The organism is Mesorhizobium mediterraneum (assembly GCF_002284565.1).
Classification (GTDB): domain Bacteria; phylum Pseudomonadota; class Alphaproteobacteria; order Rhizobiales; family Rhizobiaceae; genus Mesorhizobium; species Mesorhizobium mediterraneum.
Genome location: NZ_NPKI01000002.1, coordinates 188923 through 209806 on the forward strand (window position 1 = coordinate 188923; position 20884 = coordinate 209806).

The 20884-nt window shown below is 62.4% G+C and carries 22 protein-coding genes; 5 read left to right on the forward strand and 17 right to left on the reverse strand.

Annotated features, from left to right (window positions below; translation table 11 throughout):
- Positions 1-240: 240 nt before the first annotated feature.
- The 4 genes from CIT25_RS37335 to CIT25_RS38040 form a co-directional block, all read right to left on the reverse strand.
- Positions 241-507, reverse strand: coding sequence for a DUF2285 domain-containing protein (locus CIT25_RS37335; protein WP_095482801.1), 267 nt, complete (start codon positions 505-507; stop codon positions 241-243).
- 198 nt (positions 508-705) lie between these two features.
- A complete protein-coding gene (locus CIT25_RS01520; RefSeq protein WP_095482802.1) occupies positions 706-1308 on the reverse strand; it encodes a DUF6456 domain-containing protein in 603 nt (200 codons plus the stop codon).
- A 99-nt stretch (positions 1309-1407) separates the two neighbouring features.
- Positions 1408-2118 (reverse strand): GcrA cell cycle regulator, encoded by a 711-nt coding sequence (locus CIT25_RS01525; RefSeq protein ID WP_095482803.1) that lies wholly within the window; start codon positions 2116-2118, stop codon positions 1408-1410.
- Positions 2119-2333: 215 nt separating this feature from the next.
- Complete coding sequence (locus CIT25_RS38040; RefSeq protein WP_280953338.1) at positions 2334-2462, reverse strand: hypothetical protein; 129 nt, start codon at positions 2460-2462, stop codon at positions 2334-2336.
- A gap of 253 nt (positions 2463-2715) precedes the next feature.
- Between CIT25_RS38040 and CIT25_RS01535 the strand changes: the two genes are divergently transcribed.
- Positions 2716-3411 (forward strand): XRE family transcriptional regulator, encoded by a 696-nt coding sequence (locus CIT25_RS01535; protein ID WP_164547156.1) that lies wholly within the window; start codon positions 2716-2718, stop codon positions 3409-3411.
- A gap of 56 nt (positions 3412-3467) precedes the next feature.
- Here the strand turns inward: CIT25_RS01535 and CIT25_RS01540 are convergent, their stop codons facing one another.
- The gene (locus CIT25_RS01540) at positions 3468-3770 is read right to left on the reverse strand and encodes a hypothetical protein (RefSeq protein WP_095482805.1); all 303 of its coding nucleotides are present in this window, start codon (positions 3768-3770) and stop codon (positions 3468-3470) included.
- Between the two features lie 218 nt (positions 3771-3988).
- On the opposite strand from CIT25_RS01540, the gene CIT25_RS01545 reads away from it, so the two are divergent.
- The 3 genes from CIT25_RS01545 to dinB all read left to right on the forward strand — a co-directional run bounded on the left by CIT25_RS01545 (position 3989) and on the right by dinB (position 6482).
- Positions 3989-4444 (forward strand): hypothetical protein, encoded by a 456-nt coding sequence (locus CIT25_RS01545; protein ID WP_245329729.1) that lies wholly within the window; start codon positions 3989-3991, stop codon positions 4442-4444.
- Entirely contained in the window at positions 4441-4899 is a 459-nt protein-coding gene (locus tag CIT25_RS01550) for a GNAT family N-acetyltransferase (RefSeq protein WP_095482806.1), read from the forward strand. Before CIT25_RS01545 ends, CIT25_RS01550 begins: the two co-directional genes overlap by 4 nt.
- Before the next feature lie 341 nt (positions 4900-5240).
- Positions 5241-6482, forward strand: a complete 1242-nt coding sequence (dinB, locus tag CIT25_RS01555) for a DNA polymerase IV (protein ID WP_095482807.1) — start codon at positions 5241-5243, stop codon at positions 6480-6482.
- A 15-nt stretch (positions 6483-6497) separates the two neighbouring features.
- Here dinB and CIT25_RS01560 read toward each other — a convergent pair whose 3' ends face one another.
- From CIT25_RS01560 to CIT25_RS01570, 3 genes are all read right to left on the reverse strand, one after another.
- Positions 6498-8018, reverse strand: coding sequence for an FAD-dependent oxidoreductase (locus CIT25_RS01560; protein WP_095482808.1), 1521 nt, complete (start codon positions 8016-8018; stop codon positions 6498-6500).
- A 302-nt stretch (positions 8019-8320) separates the two neighbouring features.
- A complete protein-coding gene (locus tag CIT25_RS01565) occupies positions 8321-9229 on the reverse strand; it encodes a DUF2182 domain-containing protein (RefSeq protein WP_095482809.1) in 909 nt (302 codons plus the stop codon).
- 8 nt (positions 9230-9237) lie between these two features.
- Complete coding sequence (locus CIT25_RS01570; RefSeq protein WP_095482863.1) at positions 9238-9870, reverse strand: DUF1326 domain-containing protein; 633 nt, start codon at positions 9868-9870, stop codon at positions 9238-9240.
- 538 nt (positions 9871-10408) lie between these two features.
- Between CIT25_RS01570 and CIT25_RS01575 the strand changes: the two genes are divergently transcribed.
- Positions 10409-11566: a sulfite oxidase gene (locus tag CIT25_RS01575; RefSeq protein ID WP_095482810.1), complete on the forward strand. Its 1158-nt coding sequence runs from the start codon at positions 10409-10411 to the stop codon at positions 11564-11566.
- Positions 11567-12189: 623 nt separating this feature from the next.
- On the opposite strand, the gene CIT25_RS01590 is transcribed toward CIT25_RS01575, so the two are convergent.
- The 9 genes from CIT25_RS01590 to CIT25_RS01625 all read right to left on the reverse strand — a co-directional run bounded on the left by CIT25_RS01590 (position 12190) and on the right by CIT25_RS01625 (position 20881).
- Positions 12190-12495 (reverse strand): hypothetical protein, encoded by a 306-nt coding sequence (locus CIT25_RS01590; RefSeq protein ID WP_095482813.1) that lies wholly within the window; start codon positions 12493-12495, stop codon positions 12190-12192.
- 21 nt (positions 12496-12516) lie between these two features.
- On the reverse strand, positions 12517-13605 hold the full coding sequence (locus tag CIT25_RS01595; protein WP_095482814.1) for a GTP pyrophosphokinase: 1089 nt from the start codon (positions 13603-13605) through the stop codon (positions 12517-12519).
- 441 nt (positions 13606-14046) lie between these two features.
- On the reverse strand, positions 14047-14229 hold the full coding sequence (locus tag CIT25_RS01600; protein WP_245329731.1) for a hypothetical protein: 183 nt from the start codon (positions 14227-14229) through the stop codon (positions 14047-14049).
- A 63-nt stretch (positions 14230-14292) separates the two neighbouring features.
- Positions 14293-14421, reverse strand: a complete 129-nt coding sequence (locus CIT25_RS38045; protein ID WP_280953339.1) for a hypothetical protein — start codon at positions 14419-14421, stop codon at positions 14293-14295.
- Between the two features lie 157 nt (positions 14422-14578).
- Complete coding sequence (locus tag CIT25_RS01605; protein WP_245329732.1) at positions 14579-14824, reverse strand: hypothetical protein; 246 nt, start codon at positions 14822-14824, stop codon at positions 14579-14581.
- Between the two features lie 274 nt (positions 14825-15098).
- On the reverse strand, positions 15099-17567 hold the full coding sequence (locus CIT25_RS01610) for a PAS-domain containing protein (protein ID WP_095482815.1): 2469 nt from the start codon (positions 17565-17567) through the stop codon (positions 15099-15101).
- Between the two features lie 84 nt (positions 17568-17651).
- Positions 17652-18740, reverse strand: a complete 1089-nt coding sequence (locus tag CIT25_RS01615) for a branched-chain amino acid ABC transporter substrate-binding protein (protein ID WP_245329736.1) — start codon at positions 18738-18740, stop codon at positions 17652-17654.
- A gap of 218 nt (positions 18741-18958) precedes the next feature.
- A complete protein-coding gene (locus tag CIT25_RS01620) occupies positions 18959-20056 on the reverse strand; it encodes a branched-chain amino acid ABC transporter substrate-binding protein (protein ID WP_095482817.1) in 1098 nt (365 codons plus the stop codon).
- Between the two features lie 312 nt (positions 20057-20368).
- Entirely contained in the window at positions 20369-20881 is a 513-nt protein-coding gene (locus CIT25_RS01625; protein ID WP_095482818.1) for an OmpA family protein, read from the reverse strand.
- Positions 20882-20884 lie beyond the last annotated feature (3 nt).

Below are 20884 nucleotides of genomic sequence, written 5' to 3' on the forward strand. Positions count from 1 at the left end.
GAGGTTGTGGGGTGCTGCGTATGGTTTGGAAGCCAGCTGGATGCGCGGCATTCAGCCAAGGATGAGACCCGCCACCAGAACCGTGAGGATAAGCGACACCGGAACAGCAAGCAGGCAGCACGCCTCTAAAGTGTTGATTTGCCAAGAGTTCATCGAGCGCTTTCCCATGTTGATTTCCTATCTAAACGGGCAGACCGGGACGGCAGTTCCATGGAAAATGTCAGGGCGTCATTCGCGCCGCTATCGTGCTGATTGGCGCGAAGCCGCATTCCGAGTTATCCAGCGGGCACGCGCCAGATGCGTCGCCCAAGCCCGGAATGCCCTCTCTGGCTCCTGCTCGGGGTCAATGTGCAGAACGATGCGGGCGACCTCACGCCAATCGGCCCCGTCCGCCGAAGCATCGAGCAACCGGATATAAGTAAGCATATGGTCCTCGTCATAGCCGGTCAGCACCGAAGACGTCGGCGCGACGTCTGCGAAATGAGGGTCTAGCAGCGGCTTTAACATTGCGATCTACCAGCAATGGCGCACCGTAACAGGCCATGGGGAAGCCTGCGCCCTTCAATTGGAGGACGCGGGCCGATCGAGGTTCGCTGCGTCGCCGCCCTCCGCACTCCGCGCCCTCTCGGGCGGCGAAGTTCAGGCCGCTCCCCGGTGATCAACGGCGCCTTGGTCGACCGACGCGGGCATCACGCCAGTTGCCTGCTACCCACGCGGCCTCCGCATCAGCATCATCCCGTAATGCACCGCCAGCAAATCCAGCCCGACCTTGAGCAGCTTCGCCACAACGTCCCGCGGCTCGGCGTTCTGTTCGGCCAGGCTCTTCACCGTTTCGCCATGGCAGCAGACTTTTTGCACCACGCCCGAAACCTCCCAATGCGAAAGCGCCCTGGTGGCGTCGGCATAGGCGCGGCCGGCGGACAGGATGCGGTCGGCAACGCCGCCGCCGATGCGCCCGCCATCGACGCGCTCGGTCAGCGCCGTCGGCTTGACGCCGTCCTGTGCCGAGACGCGAAAATCCTCGCGGTAGCGCATGCCCGCCTCGCGCTGCTGGCGCGACAGCGAGGTGATGCCGGTCAGCGGATCGACATTGCGCACGCGCACAATGCCGCCGGGCGGGCCGTCGTTGGAAACCTCATAGACACGCCTCGCCTCCAGCGTGCCGACTGCGAGCCGTTTGCGGCCGAAGGCGTCGTCCTTCAGCGCGAAATCATGGCCGACCTCCTTGCGAATGCGCACCTGCTCGGCCTCGCCCTTGGCTAGTTTGGGCGGCTTGGGTTTAGCCTTCTGGGCGGTCTTCCTGCTCATCGGTGGCTCCTCGTTTCATTTGCTGTCTTCGCAGAACCTGGTTCCTCTCCTCACCTCGTAGGGCGAGGAACTCAGATTGCCGTCCGTTCGGCGATCAGCTCACGCCGCATCCGCCAGAACCGTGCGGCGGTGGTCGCAGAAGCGCGCCGCGTGATAGGCGCAGTAGCTTTTCAGCGGCCGCGTGCGCAGGCCGCAGCACAGCATGTCCAGTCCCGGCCGGCTGCCCGGCGCGACGTTTTCGGGGTCTTCCTCCAGCGTCAGATCGAGCGGCGCGCGGCAGCGGTTGAACAGGCAGTCGATGAAGCGCATGGCCGCGACATGCGGCTGGCGCCCTACGGCAGTGGGGTGCGGCGCCGGCACCTTGACGGCCTCGCTATCGGGCCCGTGGATCTCGTGCACGAACTGGCGCTGCGGCAGCCAGACCGGCGGCGCCAGCCTGGCCGGCGTCACATGCCTCGCAGGCCCGCTCTGCTTAACCAGCTTTGCTTGCCCAGGCAGCTTTGCTTGCCCAGGCAGCTCCGCTTGCCCAGGCAGCTTTGCTTGCCCAGGCGATCCGGCCGGCTTTGCGGATTTGTCCGGCCTGACAAGCTTTGCCGGGTTTTTTCTAGGCCGGCCGCCGGACCTGCCCTGGGGATTGGCAAAGCCGATGGCGCGCAAGTCGGCGTTGCGGTGGACGACGCCGATGATCGCGTTGCGCGACGCCGGGCCGCCGCGCAGCGCGCTCAGCCGGTCGGCGATCCTGGCGGCGGACAATCCGTCCTTCAGCCAGCGGGCGATGCTTTGCAATTCTGTGTCGGTATAGGCGGGCATGGTGTTCTTCCGTCTCAAGAGATTGCGTGAATGCCGAAGCTCGTCCCTCTCCCCGTTCACGGGGAGAGGATGCCGGCAGGCAGGTGAGGGGCAGCGCGGCGTGGCCGATTGTCTTTGCCCCAGGTCATTGCCGGCACTGCCCGAGCAGCCCAGCGATGGTGCCGCCCCTCATCCGCCTGCCGGCACCTTCTCCCCGTGAACGGGGAGAAGCGCGATCACCTCCGGCGGCCGAGCTTCGCCTCGGCCGCCTCGCGGGTGGCAGCGGAAACCGCCCTGCCCGTCTGCCGGTCGAAGACGATGACCGTGCCGTCCTCGGTGCGGATGCACGAAAGGCCGCATGACACGCGCCGAAATTCGTGGCCGGAGCCGTGAGGGGAACGGCTCCGGCCGTTCCGGTCGCCACCGGTGACGGCAGGGCGACCGGATCCGAGGCGCGAGCCTCGGGCTTCGTCCCGGCCGGGGAGGAGGACAGCCGGGACGGATGGGAAAGCGAGATGAGGCATGGCTTGCGCATGGGTCGTATATAAGCATAACTCAAAAAATTATGCAAGCCATTCTTTCATGGACGAAATCGATTCTTATGTTTCAGATGGCGCCATGGCGAAAACCTCATTGTCGATCAAGGTCGGGGCGGCGATCCGCAAGGCGCGCAAGCAGCGTGGCCTGGTGATGCGCCACATTGCCGAGCACAACGACACCGACGTCGCCGCCGTCGGCAATTGGGAAACCGGCCGCAACCTGCCCAAGACCGAGAACCTCTTGAAGACCGCCGCCTTCCTGCGCGTCGACCCAGTGGCGCTCGGCAAGGGCGAGGTCGTCTTCCTCGACGACGCCGACAATGTCTCCGACGCAGAGATCGTCACCGACGCCGCTCCCCTGCCCGCCGGCCCGATGGACATCGAGCTTCTGGGCGCTGCGGTCGGCGGCGACGACGGCGACTTCACCTTTAACGGCGAGGTCGCCGGCTATGTCCAGCGCCCGCCCGGCATCGCCCATTTGCGCAAAGTGTTCGCGCTGCATGTGCTCTCCGACTCGATGGTGCCGCGCTACGAGCCCGGCGAGATGCTCTATTGCGGCGGCCGCGACGCCGTGCCCGGCGACCATGTGGTGATCGAGATGTTCCCCGAGGAGAACGAGCGCAACGGCAAGGCCTTCATCAAGAAGCTGGTCAAGCGCACCGCCGCCGAGCTGGTCGTCGAGCAGTACAATCCGCCGAAGACGCTGACCTTCAACCGCTACGCGATCAAGGCCGTCTTCCGCGTCATCCCGCTCAAGGAGCTGCTGGGGTATTAGGGCGGCGGGGCGCGCTCCCTTCTCCCCCTGTGGGAGAAGGTGGATCGGCGCGCCACTCAAGCCCGCCTGGATCTCTCCAGCGGAACCTCGCGATCGCTGAGCATCCGCGCCTCGGCGCGGCGCTGCTGCTGCTCGTCGATGAATGCCGCCTGGATCGAGACCGCCGCACCCGGCAGGCCATCGGCGCGGCAGGCCGAGCAAATGAGGCGCCCCGAAAGGGACGCCAGCGGCGTCTGCCCGGTTATCCCGAAGCGCTTCAGCTCAGCCGGCTTCCACCATCTGCTGCGGCCGCAATCGATACACTCGACCGCAATCGAGACGACCTCGGCGATCGTCGCTTCCTTGCCCGGCAATGCCATCGCCCCTAGTGCCTCCGTTCCTGTTTTGTTCACAACAGTATGGGTTTTTCCCGAAGAGTCGAGTCGGTTCCGCTCGAACCCACGCAAAAGTTTAACTTGTGCCAATTTTCGAGTTATGCTTATATCGCTCGTGCCGACGGATAATAGCGCCGCGGACGACACGGATGGGCAGCAGGTCCGGGCATCCGTCGCGGCCGCCGCCAGCTGAGGAAACCAGGATGGACGCCCTCTCCGCTCAATTCGCCCGCGATTGCGGCTATACCGGCGACAGCCCGGCCATGCTGGCGGCCTTGGCGGCCATCCGCCTCGACGGCATAGGCAAGGCCCGCCTAGGCCATGACCAGCGCAAGGCGACGGTCGACCGGCTGAAGCACGGCGAGGCACTGTTCCTGGCGGCGATCCGGCCGGCGCAGTCGGCCGAGGAGGCGCTCGAGGATGCCGCCCGTTTCATTGCTTGTTATCGCAACATGCCGCGCTGGCGCCAGGAAAGACGCGGCGCCGATCTCGCCCGCGCCAGGCAGCAGCGGCTCCTGGCACGCTTCTTCCGCCGTTTTGGCCACCGCCTCTGGGCACAGCAGGCGGCGTATGCCGGATGTCGCCGAGGCCGTCCGCCACCAATGGCTGGACCGCTCTTGCCGTCGTCAAGCCCGCGCCGTATGTCACCCCCCCGATGAGCGAGATTGAGTTCCGTCGCGCGCAAGCGCCCGACCTGCCGGCGATTGTCGCATTGCTTGCCGACGATGCGCTCGGCGCGGGCCGGGAAGACCCATCGACGCCGCTCGCGCCGTCCTATGCAGATGCCTTCAGGGCAATCGATGCCGATCCCAACCAGCTGCTGGCGGTGGTTGTCGAAGCCGGGCAAGTCGTCGGAACGCTGCAGCTCAGCTTCATTCCGGGCATTTCGAGGAAAGGCGCCTGGCGTGGCCAGATCGAAGGCGTTCGCGTCGCCCGGCACCGGCGGTCCGGCGGCATCGGCAAGCTGATGATCGAATGGGCGGTCGAAATGTGCCGTTCGCGCAATTGCAGCTTCGTCCAGCTCACGACGGACAAGAGCCGACGGAAGGCGCACGCTTTCTACGAGCGCCTCGGCTTCACCGCCAGCCATCTCGGCTACAAGATGGCGCTGTAGGGCGCTGCACCCGTTATCGGGGCAATCGCTTCAGCAAAAGCTAGCGCTCGGCCCGCCAATTGTCGAAGTTTGCCCTGCCCTGCCTGCTGGGCACCTCAAAGATTCCGGAGTAGGCGCCGTCGGCGAAGCTGCCGATCTCCCCCCTTGCGGGGGAGATTGGATGTCGCTTCGGCTTTCGCCAACCACCAACGCTGGAACGCAGGCAGACAAGCGGCAGCGCAAACCTGAAGCGATTGCCTTCCGCGCTCCTTGACAATCCGCCCTATTTGTTCTCTTTATGTTCCACATAAACCACCCTCAAGACGATGCGGCGTTCGAACCGCCGCGGGCGAACGGGCCGGATGGAAGCCAACATCCTCCACGCGGATCTGGACGCCTTCTATGCCTCGGTCGAGCAGTTGCTCGATCCGGCCCTGCGCGGCAAGCCGATCGCCGTCGGCGGCGGGGTCGTGCTGGCCGCCTCCTACGAGGCCAAGGCTTTCGGCGTGCGTGGCGGCATGCCGGGGCGGCGCGCGCGGGAACTCTGCCCCGGGCTGATTTTCGTCGGCGGCCATTTCAAGGACTACCAGCGGCTGGGCGATGCGGCTATTCAAGTGCTCGGCGATTTCACGCCTGTGGTCGAGCGGATTTCCATCGACGAGGCCTTTGCCGACGTCACCGGCTGCACCCATCTGTTCGGCCCGCCGGCCGAGATCGCCGGCACGATCCGCCGCCGCGTGCGCGCCGAGCTCGGCCTGTCGATCTCGGTCGGCGTGGCGCGCACCAAGCATCTGGCCAAGATCGCCTCGCAAGTGGCCAAGCCCGACGGGCTGGTGGTGGTCGATCCTCACCACGAGCTGGAGTTCCTGCACGATCTGCCGGTCGAGCTGATGTGGGGCGTCGGGCCGGTGACCAGGGAGCGGCTGGCCGGCATCGGCGTCAACACCATCGGCGAGCTGGCGAAAATCAACGGTGGGTCGCTGGAGCGCCTGCTCGGTCCGGCAGCAGGCGAAAAGCTCAACGCGCTGGCTTGGAACCGCGATCCGCGCAAGCTTGAGACGCAGCGCCGGGCGCGATCGGCCGGCGCGCAATCGGCGCTCGGCAGAAAACCGGCCGAGGCAGAAATCTTCGTGCCCGCGTTGCTGCACCTGGCCGACAGGGTCGCCACTAGGCTGCGGGCAAAATCGCGGCCCGGCCGCACGGTGACGGTCCGCGTCCGCTTCGCCGATCTGCGCTCGGTGACGCGGTCGATCACGCTCGACCAGCCGATTTCGGCAACCGCCATGCTGGCCGAGATCGCCGAGGCGCTGGTGCGCAAGGTGCTTGTCGATCATCCGCACGAAAAGACCATCTCGCTGCTGGCGATCGCGGTCTCGCATCTAGAGAAGCAGCCGGGCTTGCAGCTGGAACTGCCGCTCGGCCTCGACGACGACCGCCGCCGCCCCGGCACCACGAAAGGTGCCGCGCGCTGGACCGCCGACCGCGCCATCGACAAAATCCGCGACCGCTTCGGCTGGGAAGCGGTCGGCTATGCCTCGGTCGCGCTCGGCCCGCAGCGGTCGGTTCCCGACGCGTTTCGCGAGCTGGCCGAAAAGGAATTGTGAGCCGGCTTGAAGAGGCTAGCCCAGCCGAGCCAACGGCGACACCGCAGGTCCATTCAAAGCCGTGCCGTCGATAGCGAAATGCGAACCATGGCAAGGGCAGTCCCAGCAGCGCTCGAGGGAGTTCCAGTGGACATGGCAGCCGACATGCGTGCATGCGGCCGAGCGCTTGTAGAGCGTGCCGTCGTCATCGCGAAACGCGGCGATTTTGCTGAGCCCTTCGCGAACGATGGCACCTTCTCCCGGTCGCAGCTTGTCGGCGGAATCAATTTCGCCAGGCGCGACATACTCGGCAAAACTCTTGATCGCAGTCGCATTCTCCGCCAGGTAATCGCCGATCGCGCCTGCCGTCTTGCGAGACGGCTCGTAAAGTTCGCGCCAGGGGCTTTCCCCCTTCAGAATCAGGTCGGAGATCAACAGGCCGGCGACGACGCCATGGGTGATGCCCTGGCCGGAATCCCCAGTCGCCACAAAGACACGCTGGTTGCCAGGATTGCGGCCGATGAACCCCGCATAATCGACGGTCTCCATCACCTGCCCGGACCACCGGTTCGTTTCCACGCCGATATCGGGCACCAGCCTTCTAGTCCAGGCTATCAGGGCCGCGAAGCGGTCGCCGGCATCGTCGGCCTGCCCTGTTTTGTGGTCTTCACCTCCGACGATCAGGAAGTCGGTACGGCCTTCGCCAGGCTGAAGCCGAACGTAGTGATAAGGGTCCTCAGTATCCCAATACAGCGCATCCGGTAGGGTATCGCGCGCGATCTCGAACGACATCGCGTAGGTCCGATAGGGCGCCTGCTTGGTATGGAGGGCGACCCGGTCGTTGATCGGCGAGTTGGTGGCGACAACGGCCGATTTGGCAGACACGGTTAAGCCCGAAACCGTGGATACGCGCACGCCGCCGTCAGTCTCTTCGACGTTTTCCACAATGGTATCGGCATAAAGCGCGCTGCCGCGCGCGCGGATGCCTGCGGCCAGCCCGCAGAGATATTTGAGCGGGTGGAAGGTCGCCTGATTGGCGTATCGAAGGGCCTGCGTATCCGAAAAGCCCGCAAACGGCACGCCCCTGATCTTCTCGACGTCGACCCCGATTTTCAGAGCGGCGTCCAGCTCGCGCTCGATATCGGATTCTCGGCCGCCGGAAGCCGGAAAGAGAAAGCCGTAGAGGCGTCGGAAATCGCACGCGATACTCTCCGTCTCCTGGATTGATTGGATGCGGTCGATAGCGGCCGATTGGCTTTGATAAAAAATCCGCGCCAGGTCCTCACCGCGCAATTTGATCAGTTCCGAAAAATAGTCGTCGCAGACGGATGACAGGTGCGCAGTGGTGCGAGCCGTCATGCCACTGCCAATCCGGCCGCGATCGACGACAGCTACCTTTTGCCCGGCGGCGGCCAGTTCGTACGCGACCGACAGGCCGGCAATTCCAGACCCGACGACGACGACATCGACCTGTTCGCTCTGCCCGAGCGGGACCGCATCGGGCGCTACTTCGGTCGCCGCCCAGAGGGCTACGGTCCTTTCGTCGCTCACATTCATCGGCGGAACCTCCCATCCATGACATTCGGTAAACGGGCGCGAGGATTCAAAGTTCCTCCGCAGCTTTGAATGCCGGCATAATGCTCAGTTTCGTCAGACCGCAGATGGAAAGCTCGCTCCACCACCTCTGCGGGGTTGAACCTTGCACGTGCCGGATGGGCCGGTCGCCGCGAATCGGGATAGGCGGGGCAGTGCTCCCAACCTGGCCTAGTGGTAGCTATGCGGTTCGGCCGGGTGGTGCGACGCACTTTGCATCAGAAGCGATTGGTCGTCGCTTCCTTCATTCGATGCGGCCCTGGTCGTCAGACCAAAAGCGTTGCGCTGCCCCAGGCGATCAGGGCGATGCCGGCCACCCGGCCGACCCATTGGCCGGCAGGAAACACCTTTTCGACCAGCACCAGAATGGCGAGCCCGGCAACCCACACCAGGTTCATTACGCCACCCACGAACAACAACGCCATCAGCATCCAGCAGCATCCGACACAGAACGCCCCGTGCAGGGCGCCCAAACGCAGCGCGCCAAGCGTGTGGGGGCGCCAGTGGCGGGAAAGGAACGCCGTCGGCGTCCGGCAATGCGACAGGCAGGCGTTCTTGAGCGCCGAGAGCTGATACAGGCCCGCGGCGATCAGGACGATGCCTGAAAGCCAGCGGCTCTGCGAACTCATCATCGTCGCTGAAACGAATGCCTCGCGTTCGAGCAGCCAGTGCAGCGCGGCTGCCGCGACGGAGAACCCCAGCCAGACCATGAGGTAGCCTGCCATGAATACGCCGGTGGGCGCGAGCTTGTCCTGGATCTGGCCCTGTGCGAGCGCATGGCGATGCACGCGCGCATAGAGCAGGATCGTCGGCGCCGCACTCGGAGACATCATGGCGACCATCATGACCCACCACATGGCGATCATCAGCGCCCAGATCGCGGCCCCCCAGACCCGCGGTTCCGTCGCCATGTCCATGCCGGACATATCCATGCCGGGCATGTCCATGCCGGGCATGTCCATGCCAGACATATCCATGCCAGACATATCGGAGGTCATGTCGGGGGTTTTCTGGTGGGGGAAAAGCGCGAGCCTCGTCATCTCCCACGCATTCATGCCGAGCCCTGCCCCGGCGACGATATAAAGCCAGGCCAGCAGGCACAGCGCCACCACTCCCGCAATCGTGATGACGCGGTCGCGTCTGAGCAGGCGTTCCAGTGGCGACGCGCCGTCCATGCGGCGCGTCAGGCTCGCACCACCCCGTGATTGTTGAGATGCAGCCGCGCGAACTGGCCGTAACTGTCCTTCGTGCTCACCTGAACCGGTCCGCTGGTTGTGCTCGAGGCACTGCCGATCTCGGCGACCGCATATTCGAAGCCGTTCGGCAACACGATCTGAGCCCGCGAGTCCGCGCCCGTCACCTTGTTGCGGATCGGTTCGCCGACGGTTTCGATATAATCCTTGACGAAGATGCGGCCCCTGCGACCGTCGATATCGAGGTCGAGATCGATCTTGGTGAAAACCGGCTCATTCATTTTTGTCACGGTTGAGGCGTAGACGGCGAACATCGTCGCGAACGGATCGGTGTCCTGGCCGGTCATGATGCGCAGCAGCGCGTTACGCTGCCGGTCGGTTGCGCTCTCGTCGACGAAAGCGATGGCTTCGCCATTGCCTTCGTGGATGGCGCCAGGCCATTTGAAGATCGCAGCGATCCGGAGGCCGTCGAGAGCGGTCTCGCCATGATGGCCTTCATCGATCTGGATGCCCGCCACCGCATGGCAATGGCCCTTATCGGGCAGCGCATTGAATTGACAGTTGCAGCCATATTCGCAGGTGCAACTGACGAGTTCACGTCCCTTGATTTCCCAAGACGTCATGCTGTCCTCCCTCATCTCGAAATATTAGACCATCATCATACACCTGCGCCGGCCGCGCCGCCATCCTGTCGCGCCAAGAGTGATCGCGACAAGAGACGGCAGCCCAACGCGGTTTCTCGCCGAAACTGGGTGAACATCCGTCCTGGAGATGGCGCGGCCGGTATCGGAACGGCAGAAATCGGGTCGGAACGGGCCTTTCCGACCGCACCCGCGAAGGTCCGGAAATGACCCGGAAGCGGGCGTTCGGTTGCGATCCGAGCAGCAACGATTTTGGCAGGAAATCGGTCTCGAATGCTGCAATCATCATCATGTCCCGTCCAGGTTGTGGACACGTCCTTCTCAAAGGCGCACTCTTAGCGTGCGAAACGCGAGCTAGTGTTTCGTCCAATGCTTCACATGCTTGACTTGCGTCGGTGATTGTCTGACCTGTCCGCATACTTCCGGGTGGGCAGACCTCACATTGTGTCGCCTATCCGTGATCAGGCTACGGCCTAAGGCACGTTGCAGCCCGTTCCGGATCAACTGGGAGGTAAACAACATGCCTGATTTTCAGCGCAGAGAACTTCTTGTTCAAGGAAGCGCGGCTCTTGCCGCAATTGCCGCTCTCTATACCTCGCGTCGGGCTTACGCTTTTCCAACACGGCCGAGCGAGGAAGTTATCCCGTGGCTGGATCAGCCGACCGAAAATCCCGATCCGGTAGGTATCCAGAAGCAGCTTGTCTGGGAGGATTTGAATAGCTGGATAACTCCAAACGACAAGTTCTTCAGCATCTCGCATTTCAACCGACCAACGATCGACGAGAAGACATGGTCGATGGAGATCGGCGGCCTGGTCAAGAAGCCCTTGAAATTGACACTCGCCGACGTCAAGGCGCGGCCGCGGCAGGAGGTCGTTTTCACCGTGGAATGCTCGGGCAATCACGGTTTTCCCTTTTTCACCGGCGGCATCGGCAATGCCCGCTGGGCTGGGACGCCGCTCGCCCCGATCCTCGAGGAAGCCGGCGTTCTGGAGAAGGGCATCGAGGTCGTCTTTTTCGGTACTGACACAGGCGAGGTCGCAATACGCGACGTCAAGATGCAGCAGAACTTCGCGCGCAGCATGTCGCTCGCCGACGCGATGAACCCCGACAATCTCCTCTGCTATGAAATGAACGGAGCTGCCTTGCCGGCGCCCAATGGCTTCCCGGTGCGGCTGATTGCTCCGGGCTGGTACGGGATCGCCAACGTCAAGTGGCTGGAGCGCATCGAGGTTCGCGACACCCGCTTCATGAGCCTTCTGATGGCCCGTGACTATGTCACCATCCGGGAGGAAGACCACAACGGCGAGACCGTATGGGTCGAGACTTCGGTCGGGCGAGCGCTGATAAAGTCCGCGCCTGCGAAGGTTACCCGGAAAGACTCGGATTACTCCATCATTGGAGCGGCCTGGGGGGCGCCGATCGACCGGGTCGAAGTGCAAATCGATCAAGGGCCCTGGGCACCAGCGACCATTGACCACAGTGAGGAGGCCGAGCACGCCTGGAAGATCTGGTCCCTGGCTTGGGCAAATCCCGCTCCTGGAGAACACACGGTGACCTCGCGCGCGGTCAGCACCACGGGACAAATTCAACCGGCAATGGACGATCCCTTGATTGCCAAGAAACACACATACTGGGAAAGCAATGGCCAGGTGACGCGCCGCGTGCGTGTCGACTAAGAGCATTTTGCAGCCAAATGGAATCATTTGGCGTCCGCATAAATGCGGCAAAACAGATAGTTGGAGCGAGTTGCCGGTTCCATGAGAACCGGCACCGCTCTAAGAATTTGCTGCCATGTGGCAATTGCGCTTGGGTCACTGACGGGGTGTGGGCCGTAGATCCTCTTCGCGACGATACCGCTCCCCGAAATCGGCAGCGGAGCCCTTCAGCTTGGCCGCGGACGAACAACGAGGCGACTAGCTTCAAGGGGAAGCGTCACGATGGCCAAGTGAAGGATGAGCGCGAGCATTTCACGATCTGCCCGGTGTGTGGACAAGAGATCGACATGCGCGACCTTGGCGAGGCGCTTCACCACGCCATGCCAAGCCATAAGCCTTTGAAGTATCCCGACTAGAGGACGGCGGGGCCGTCAGAATTGGCTTTCCTTCCAGTCCGGGAAACGGTGTTGGCAGAGCTTATAGGCAGCGAGCATGCCAGGGCGCGACTGCCCGCGACCCTCATGAACAAGGCACTCTTGATACGTACTGTCGCGGCTCCATAGGAACATAGCGACAGCACCGGCGACGAACGCCAATGCCAACACAGCCGAAGTTTTGAGATTGAACGCCATCCGAGCTGCCCCTCATCCATTGCGGCGTGAGATCACGAAGTTAATAACAGCAAGCCACACCAGCCCTCCAATAGCGGATGCCTGCCAGAGGGGAAGACTGACGTTGCCGATAGACAGCCGTATTAAGCCCAGCGCTGGGACCAGGACGCCAAAGAAAAATCCTACGAAAAATACGATGCCGACGGCGATTAGGACAAAGTCAGTGGGAGACCTTCGCCAATCAGCGTTGAAATCCCGTCGATATTGAAAATTGGTCAGATAACGGTAGGCCACAAACAGCAACGCACCCGTTATCAGAAAACCTATGAGGAACACCATCGATCAATGCCCCGCTCAAAGCTAGTAAGTCGCTTTTTTAGGACGAACACGGCCTGTTGGACGAATTTGATTGATTTGGGCAAGCGTCTTGGGACCTAGCCCAGAGTACCGTCGTGCCCGCTCTGCAAGTGCGCCGGGAGAGATGCATAATAGTATTCGGACTAAAGCATACTTACTCACACGAGTGTCCTTCAAGTCAGAGAACAGCGCGGCAAACAGAGAATCTGCATGCGGTTCCAGCTGAACCAGCAATTTGTGCAGATCATCTAGTCCACTCAGTTGCATACCAAGAACCATTTTCAACAAGAGAGAAGCCGAGTCTTCTTTGTTGGATTGGCTGGAAAACATTACCAATCTTGCCCCACGTTCCTGTGCTTTTGGAACCAGTGCCGATACGGTCACAGAATTGTCGACAAACGCTATCAGCGAATCGCGATCAATTTGCTCAACGTACTTCCCCTCCGAAGCTTTCTGTTCGTAGGATGCGCGCAAAGCTTTGATCTTCAATTCAACGTCCGATAAATCCTCGTCGGCTCCCTCGAGTTGCGCCCCAATCCTAAATAGCTTGCGCTTTATTGGGAGAGGTATCTCTGCCGAACTGTTATATCGAAATCGTCTGTCAAGAACTGCCCACGCGTGCTGCAACACGGTTCGCACTTGAATCTCGGCCTTCAGACCAGAAAACTGCCTATTTTCAGGCAATCGACGACGCACCTTATCGTAGGAAATAATGTAGTGGATTGACAGGTAGCCAAACCTGTCCGGAGCGTTCGCGGCGCGTTTGTTGACGCTATTCTTTCTATCTAGAGAAAAATTATTCTCCAGTATTTTGCAAATCTGAGACACGTCATTCTCATAATATCCTATAATCCTAATGCCGGACAAGTCGGTAATATTCGAAAGCCGTTTGTACTTATTCTGCTTATCTTCGCGCGTTATCTTATCCATAAAGCTCTCTTTTGTTTTGGTTCGAGCTTCAATTCTGAGATATTCGATGTTGGCTGCATCAAGAAGCGTTCGGAGAACATTCTCTATATTTAAAGTAAAGGATTCATATAGCGAAAACCGGTCGGCGTATTCAGCTTCGAGATCCGTACTCGTCGATTCCATTTTTCTAATGCCCCCACAGCGCCATCGCCGCGACAATATACGAGACGGCGAGCATTGCGTAGGCGATTTGCAGGAGGGTCATGGGTCATCCTCTATGTTGCGAATGACCTCTCATTTATCCCAGGAGGGCGGGGCAAGTCCGACCCGATGCGGGTCGAATCCGACCTGAAATGGTGCGAATCTGTACCGGACATCAGTGCCCTCCCATACCGAAGAACGCGATGAGGTAGCCAACGAAGGCAATGAACGCGCCAGCAGCGAGGCAGAGATAAGCAATTTGGAGGATGGTCATCGATGCGAATCCTTTCGCAGATTTCAGATGACCAACTACATATGCCCATCGTTCCGAGAACAAATCAGGAAACGCCTTCGTCCCCGAGAAATCGACTTTGGTACCCGCAATTCACAGCTAGGATTCTTCTTGTGAAATGTGCCTGTTGACTAGTTCAGCTTCCCTGCGCGCATCATAGCGCGGGCGATCGCGATCTGCGCCTCGACCTTGGCGTTTTCCTTTTGGGTGATGTTGTCAGCAGCGATCAGGCGCCGTAACGAGCGCATGATCTCACCACGCGTCCAGCCAGCCTCTAGCATGCAATCGACGATCGCCTGAAAGCCTGGCTCCATTGCCTCCTGGCAATCGATCTCGCGGTCGGCATAAGTCGCCCTGTCGTCTTGGCGGGGTAATCATTAGTTGGCTTGCACGGCGTATTTGGGCATTGCCACCAGCACGGCCTCGACCTGGCCGCGCACGTGCTTGGTCAGCTCGATTGCAGCCTGCCTGTTCTCGATGAAGGCGCCGATCAACTGTGCGCTCATCATCGTGTTTGCCCCAGACGGCGGCCGACGGCGATAGGGTGTTGAGCTGCTTCGCCATCTTCTTCATCGCACGTTCGATCTGCGGCATCTGCTGTTAGATTTCCGCGTCGCCGTGTCGCCTTCGCGCGCCATCTCCGCACCATTTCCAGCCCTGCCCTCACCCCTCCACCGCGCTGATCTCCGCATCGACCAGACACCAGGACGCGTAGCGGAAATCGCGGATCTGGACGACCTGCTCGTCCCGCCATTCGACCAGCATGAAGCCGCGCACGGCGCCGTCCGGCTCCCCAGGATTGCGGATCAGGATCGCCGGCCTTCCGTCGACGAAGCCCAGCGACAGCGCCCAATCGGTCACGCGGTCGTAATTGCCGAAATAGGTCGATACCTCCGCCTTGCCGCGCATGCGGGTGCAGTTGACGAGGGGCGCCGTCCCGCAGCCTTCGCAACAAAAAAATTCCGATTTTCGAACTGACCGAAAAGGAACCGAAATCGTGAGCCGGCTTGGCCGGGCGGTGCAATGCCGAAGCCCACTTTGCGCCAGAAGCGGACCTTGCCAGCGACGCCGGGACGGTCAAGTCACGGCCCCAAAAGAGGCGCTGGCGAAGGAGCCATCCCTGCATTGGTCGACAAGGTGAGCGCTGTAGAAGGCGACGATCCGGGTGCGGGCGCGAAGCCTGCTACCCGGGCTTGTGACAAAGTCGATCGAGCACGTCGCGAAGCGCAGTCGCGGCTTCCTCTCGCTCCCCAGCAGACATCAACTCGGGTTCAGCTTCTAGTCTGAGATGCGGCAGCTCGGTTCGAACGGCGCTGCCGGCGGCGACCAGATTGGCCTTCAGATCGAGGACGCGATAGGTGGCGACGGGATAGGCGATGCCCCTGACCTGGACGTGTCCTAGTTCCACGCAGTCGATCGTGTCCTTCACCTGCGCAAACGTCTCATAGGAAATGAGCACGGCACCCGGTGGCGCCTCCTGCTCGAGGCGTGAGGCGAGATTCACGGCGCCGCCGATGATCGTGTAGTCCATCCGGTCTTCGCTGCCAAAGTTGCCGACGGTGCAGTAGTCGGTATGGATGCCGATGCGGCAGCGCAGCGGCGTTTCGATGCCGATGTCACGCCAGATTTCGGCAAGGTCGGTCATCCGCTTCTGCATGGCGAGGGCCATCTCGACGCAGGCGAGCGCGTCCTCCTTGACACCGCGAGTCTCCGGATCGCCGAAAAACATCAAGATCGCGTCACCGACATACTTATCGATCGTCGCGCCGTGATCCGAAGCAATTTTCGACATTTCCGTCAGATAGTGGTTGAGGAGCTGGGTGAGGTCCTCCGACTCCATCTTGTCGGTGGTCTCGGTAAAGCCGGCGATATCCGAGAAGCATATTGTCAGCTTCTTCCGCTGGCTGGCGATCCTGACATCCTGACGGCCGGTGAATATCGAGTTGTACACTTGCGGCGCCAGATACTTGGCCAGCTTGGCTGAGAGCGCCTCGAGCGCTGCGGATTTCTCGGCGAGGTTCTCCTCGCGTTTTTTCAGCTCCGTGATGTCCGAGTAGACGGCGACCGTGCCGCCGCCCGTGATGCGCCGCTCGCCTATCATGATCCATCGTCCATCGGCGCGCCGCTGCACCCAGGGCTCGCCAGGGTTGCGGTGCCGGGAGAGCCGCTCGGCGACCCATTCCTCGAACCGCCCCTCGGCATCCTTGATGTAGCCGCGCTCGGCGGATCGGCGGATGATCTGCTCGAACGTCGTGCCGGGCGCCAGTTCGATCGCAAGGTCGCTGTAGAGCAGCTCGCGATAGCGGCTGTTGCTGAGGACAAGCCGGTCCTCCCCGTCGTAGAGAGCGAACCCTTCGGAGATGCTCTCAATGGCATCGACGAGCCGCTGGCGCGCCTCGGCGACCTCGCGCAGGTTCTTTTCCTCGATCTCGACCGCGGTGTCCCGGAACAGCCTGAGCGCGTCGGCCATGCGCCCGATTTCGTCGCGGCCGGCGGCAGGCAGCGGCGCACGAAGATTGCCGCCGGCGATCGCGAGCATGCCCTGGCTCACGCTTCCCAGACGGGCAAGGAGGCTGCGGTCGACATAGAGCCAGACAATCAGAACCGAGCTCAGGAGGCTGAGAAAGGCGGAGCCGAGGACAACTCCGGTGCCGTAGCGCTGGACGAGCGCGGCCTCGAGACCGGACGCTGTGATCTCGCTGTCTGCCGCTGAGACAAGGCGATCGACGGCAGCGGTGAGACTGCGCGACAGCCTGCTATTCTCGGCCAGAAGCTTTTCGCCATCGGCCAGGACAGCAAACTCGTCCTCCCGCGCCTTCGGGATGCTGTTCTCACCATCGACAAGCGCCTTCAACTCGTCCACCCGCTGCCGGAAGCGGACCCGCAGCCTCTCGTCGATCTCGGTAGAAATCGTCTCGAGAACGGCGAGCGACCGGCGCAGCGGGAACAGGATCAACGTCAGATCGCCCGGTGTCGGCGCGTCTGCCGTCTTGACCAGCGCGTCATTGACAGCCGAGATCTCCTGATGCGCCTTCTGCTGCGGGAGGTAGGCCGCAATCGCCTGGACCACGTCGGCCGCCGTCGCCGCGCCTGGATCCGCCGCGCGCGACGTGTCGGCCGTGACCGCCTGCCATTGCGGGAGCTTGGAGTTCAGAACAAGGATGCCGGGCGCCACAAGACGCTGACCTGCATTTGTGGTGGCGGACAAGCGGCGCAACAGGTCCTCCTTGCGCGCGACCACGCTGAGGCGGGCGGCGACAAGATCGTCGAGAGCGTCGAGATTGCGCCTGAGACCAAGCACTGCCGCCTCGATCTCGGCCACGGCCGCGACGTCGAGCGCCGCACCTTTGAGCGCAGCAAGCAGTTCCTCGAGGCGCGTCATCTCTGCCCCGATCGCAGCCGAGACCTCGTTGTGCCGAGCCTCGCTGGTCGAGGTAAGTATGGCGGGCGCAGTGGCGGCGACCCGCTCGGCCTGGCGCGACAGCTGGAGGGACGCCAGCGCCGACGGCACCCGATCCCTGGTGATGCTGTCGACGACCTCTCCCACCTGGAGGAAGGCGTAAAGAGCGGCCGCCGTGGCGAACACCGCGAAGGTGCTGATACCGAAAAAGGCCAGCAACAGGCGGCCACGTATGCCGAGGCGTTCAACCATCACAGCGACGCATTGATCTGAACGATCGCTCTAACTTGCCCTGCATCAGATGCCTCGACCAGCGCGCCGGCGATTGGCGGATTCTTATTCTGCCGGCACGTACGCTCCACTCCGCCAGACGTACCAAACCCAGCTCTGGGTCGTAAGATCGCCCTTGTCGTCAAAGTCGATACGGCCCAACACAGTCTCGAATTGATTGTTCCGCAGCGACGCAACCACGGCCTGGGGCTCCAGCGAGCCCGCCTTCTCGACCGCCCGCGCCCATACCTGGACGGCGCCATAGCTCAGCAGGGTATAGCCTTCGGGCTCGAAGTTCTCGGAGCGGAACTGCTCGACGACTAGCGCCGCTTCTGGATTTCGACGCGGGTCGGGGACAAAGGTGAAGAGCGTGCCCTCGGCCGCGGGGCCGGCGATGAGGCCGAACTCCTCGGTCGACATGGCATCGCCCGAGACGAGTTGAAGTGCGTATCCGCGATCATGTGCCGCGCGGAGCATGAGGGCGGCTGCGTCATAACGGCCGCCGAGGTACAACACCGCAATATCTGTTGCCTCGAGAGCAGCGATTTCAGACGAATAGTCGGTCTTCCCGGGGTCGTAGGCTTCATAGATCGCTTCGGTCACGCCCCGCTGGTTCAACTGCTTTCTTGTCTCATCGGCAAGACCCTTCCCATAGGTCGTACGGTCGTGAAGTATTGCGATCTTCTTGTCGGCCCAATGATCGGCCAGGTAGTTGCCGGCCACGGTGCCCTGCGCGTCGTCGCGGCCAATGACTCGAAACACATTGGCACGGCCCTGCTCGGTCAGCATCGGGTTGGTGGACGACGGCGAAATCTGCAAGATTCCCGCAGCCTCATAGACCTTCGATGCCGGGATCGACGACTCGGAGCACATGTGCCCGACGACGAACACGACGCCGTCAGCCACCAGCTTTTGGGCGGCCGCCATAGCTTGCTCGGGATCGCAGAAGTCGTCGACTGTGATGAGCCGCACCTGCTGCCCGAGTACGCCGCCCGCTTCATTGACTTCGGCCACGGCCATTTCGGCACCGCGCTCCATCTGCCCGCCGACCCAGGCGAGCTGCCCCGTGACCGGGCCCGCCGCCCCGATCAGGACCTCGGCCCCCGCGGGGAGGCTGAACGCGGCTGCAAGCGCGACGATAGCTACGGTGATGATGCGGTGGGTGGATGCACCCCCAAACCGCCGCTTACGCCAATCCGGTCGGCGCGACAGCCCTTTCCGCAGGCGCAGCGTCCTTGGGGGCCGCGATCCCGCCAGCGGCAGACGCAAGAGGCAGCCGCGTATACGGAGGCGCCCAAACATCGCGCCGATGCTTGATCCGAACGATCGTGCTAACCCGGTCTGCATCATTTGTTTCAGCGTGCGCCGGACCCTTACTCGACCGGCACGTACTCTCCACTCCGCCAGACGTACCATACCCAGCTTTGGGTCGTGAGATCGCCCTTGTCGTCAAAGTCGATACGGCCCAACACCGTGTCGAATTGATTGTTGTGCAGCGACGCAATCACGGCCTTCGGCTCCAGCGAGCCTGCCTTCTCGACCGCCTGCGCCCAGGTCTGGGCGGCGCCGTAGCTGTGCAGCGTCCAGGAATCGGGTTCGAAGTTCTCGGCGCGGAACCGCTCAACGACATCAGCCGCTTCCGGATTTCGACGCGGGTCGGGGACAAAGGTGAAGAGCGTGCCCTCGGCGGCAGGGCCGGCAATGAGCGCAAACGCCTCGGTCGCCGTATCGTCACCCGAGATCACCTGAACCGGGTAGCCCCGGTCGCGCGCCGCGCGGACCATGAGCGCGGCCTCGGTATGGTACCCGCCCACATAGAGCACCGCGATATCCGCCGCCTGCAGCGCGACGATCTCAGCGGAGTAGTCGTCTTTCCCGGGAACGTAGGCCTGGTAGATCGCTTCGGTCACGCCCCGCCTGTTCAATTGCTTCCGGGTCTCGTCGGCGAGGCCTTTCCCGTAGGTCGTGTTGTCGTGGAGGATCGCGATCTTCCTGTCGCCCCATTGATCAGCCAGGAAGTCGCCGGCCTCGAGGCCCTGCGCATCGTCGCGACTACAGACGCGGAAGACGGTGGCGCGGCCGTGCTCGGTCAGCATCGGGTTGGTCGAGGATGGCGATATCTGCACAACGCGCGCCGCCTCGTAGACCTTCGAGGCCGGGATCGAGGCTCCGGAGCAGTAGTGCCCGACCACAAATACCACGCCGTCGGCGACCAGCTTCTGGGCTGCCGCTACCGCCTGCTCGGGATCGCAGAAGTCGTCGACCGTGATGAGCCGCAACTGCTGGCCGAGCACCCCACCCGTCGCATTGATGTCGGCCACGGCCGCCTCGGCGCCGCGTTTCAATTGTGTGCCGGTCCACTCGAGCTTTCCCGTCATCGGGCCGGCGACACCGATCAACACCTCCGCCCCCGCAGGGCAGATGAACAACGCCGCGAGCGCGGCGACAGCAATGGTGACCGCGTGGTGCATGACTGCACCCCCAAACTTTAGCTTACGCTAATCCAGCCGGCGCCGACAGTCCTTTCCGCAAGCGCGGATACCTCGGCTGGTTCTGCGGCGCATCCGGCTCTTTTCTGAACGAGCGACCAGGGACCAGGATCGCCATGTGGCCTTGTGCGGTACCTGATGACTGGCTGAAGCGCTGGATTGCTGAGCTCTCAACAAAATCGGTGACTGAGCGGTAGTTCCGGCCTCTCGCGACGAACCGAATTGCCCCGTTTGCAGACCTTCCGGTCTGACCTATGGAGGTCGCCAACGGGTCACAAGCAGAACAGCAGCCCCCTACGGCTCGTCCCTCTCATCGCGCAAATTAGACACAACGCGGCGGTTCTGCGACCTGCAGGCGGTGTCGGGGCAGTCGCGGACGAGCCTGTCCTTACCGTAGCCCTTGGCCCACATACGGTTGCGGTCTATGCCGCCGGCGGCGAGGTAGTCCATCACCGCATCCGCGCGCTGCTGCGACAGCGCCGTTTCACTTGCGCCGGGATCGTCGGCGAAACCCTGCAGCTTGAGCAGCCAGCGCGGATGCTTTGCTAACCAGGCGATCTGGGTGTCGAGGGTGGCCTTGGCGACAGAATCGAGCGCGGCCGAACCTTGCGTGAAATAGGTGCGGCGGCCGACATTGAGGATAAAATCCTCCTCGCTGCCCGGCTGCACGTTCTGGAAGCCGGCAACCTCGGTGTTGGTGATGTCGGGCGTGGAAGGGGCCAGCGTGTTGCTGGTCGAGCAGGATGCGGCCAGCACCATCAGGCCGGCGGCGAGCAGCCGGCGCGTGTTTTCAATCATGCGGTTCATGAG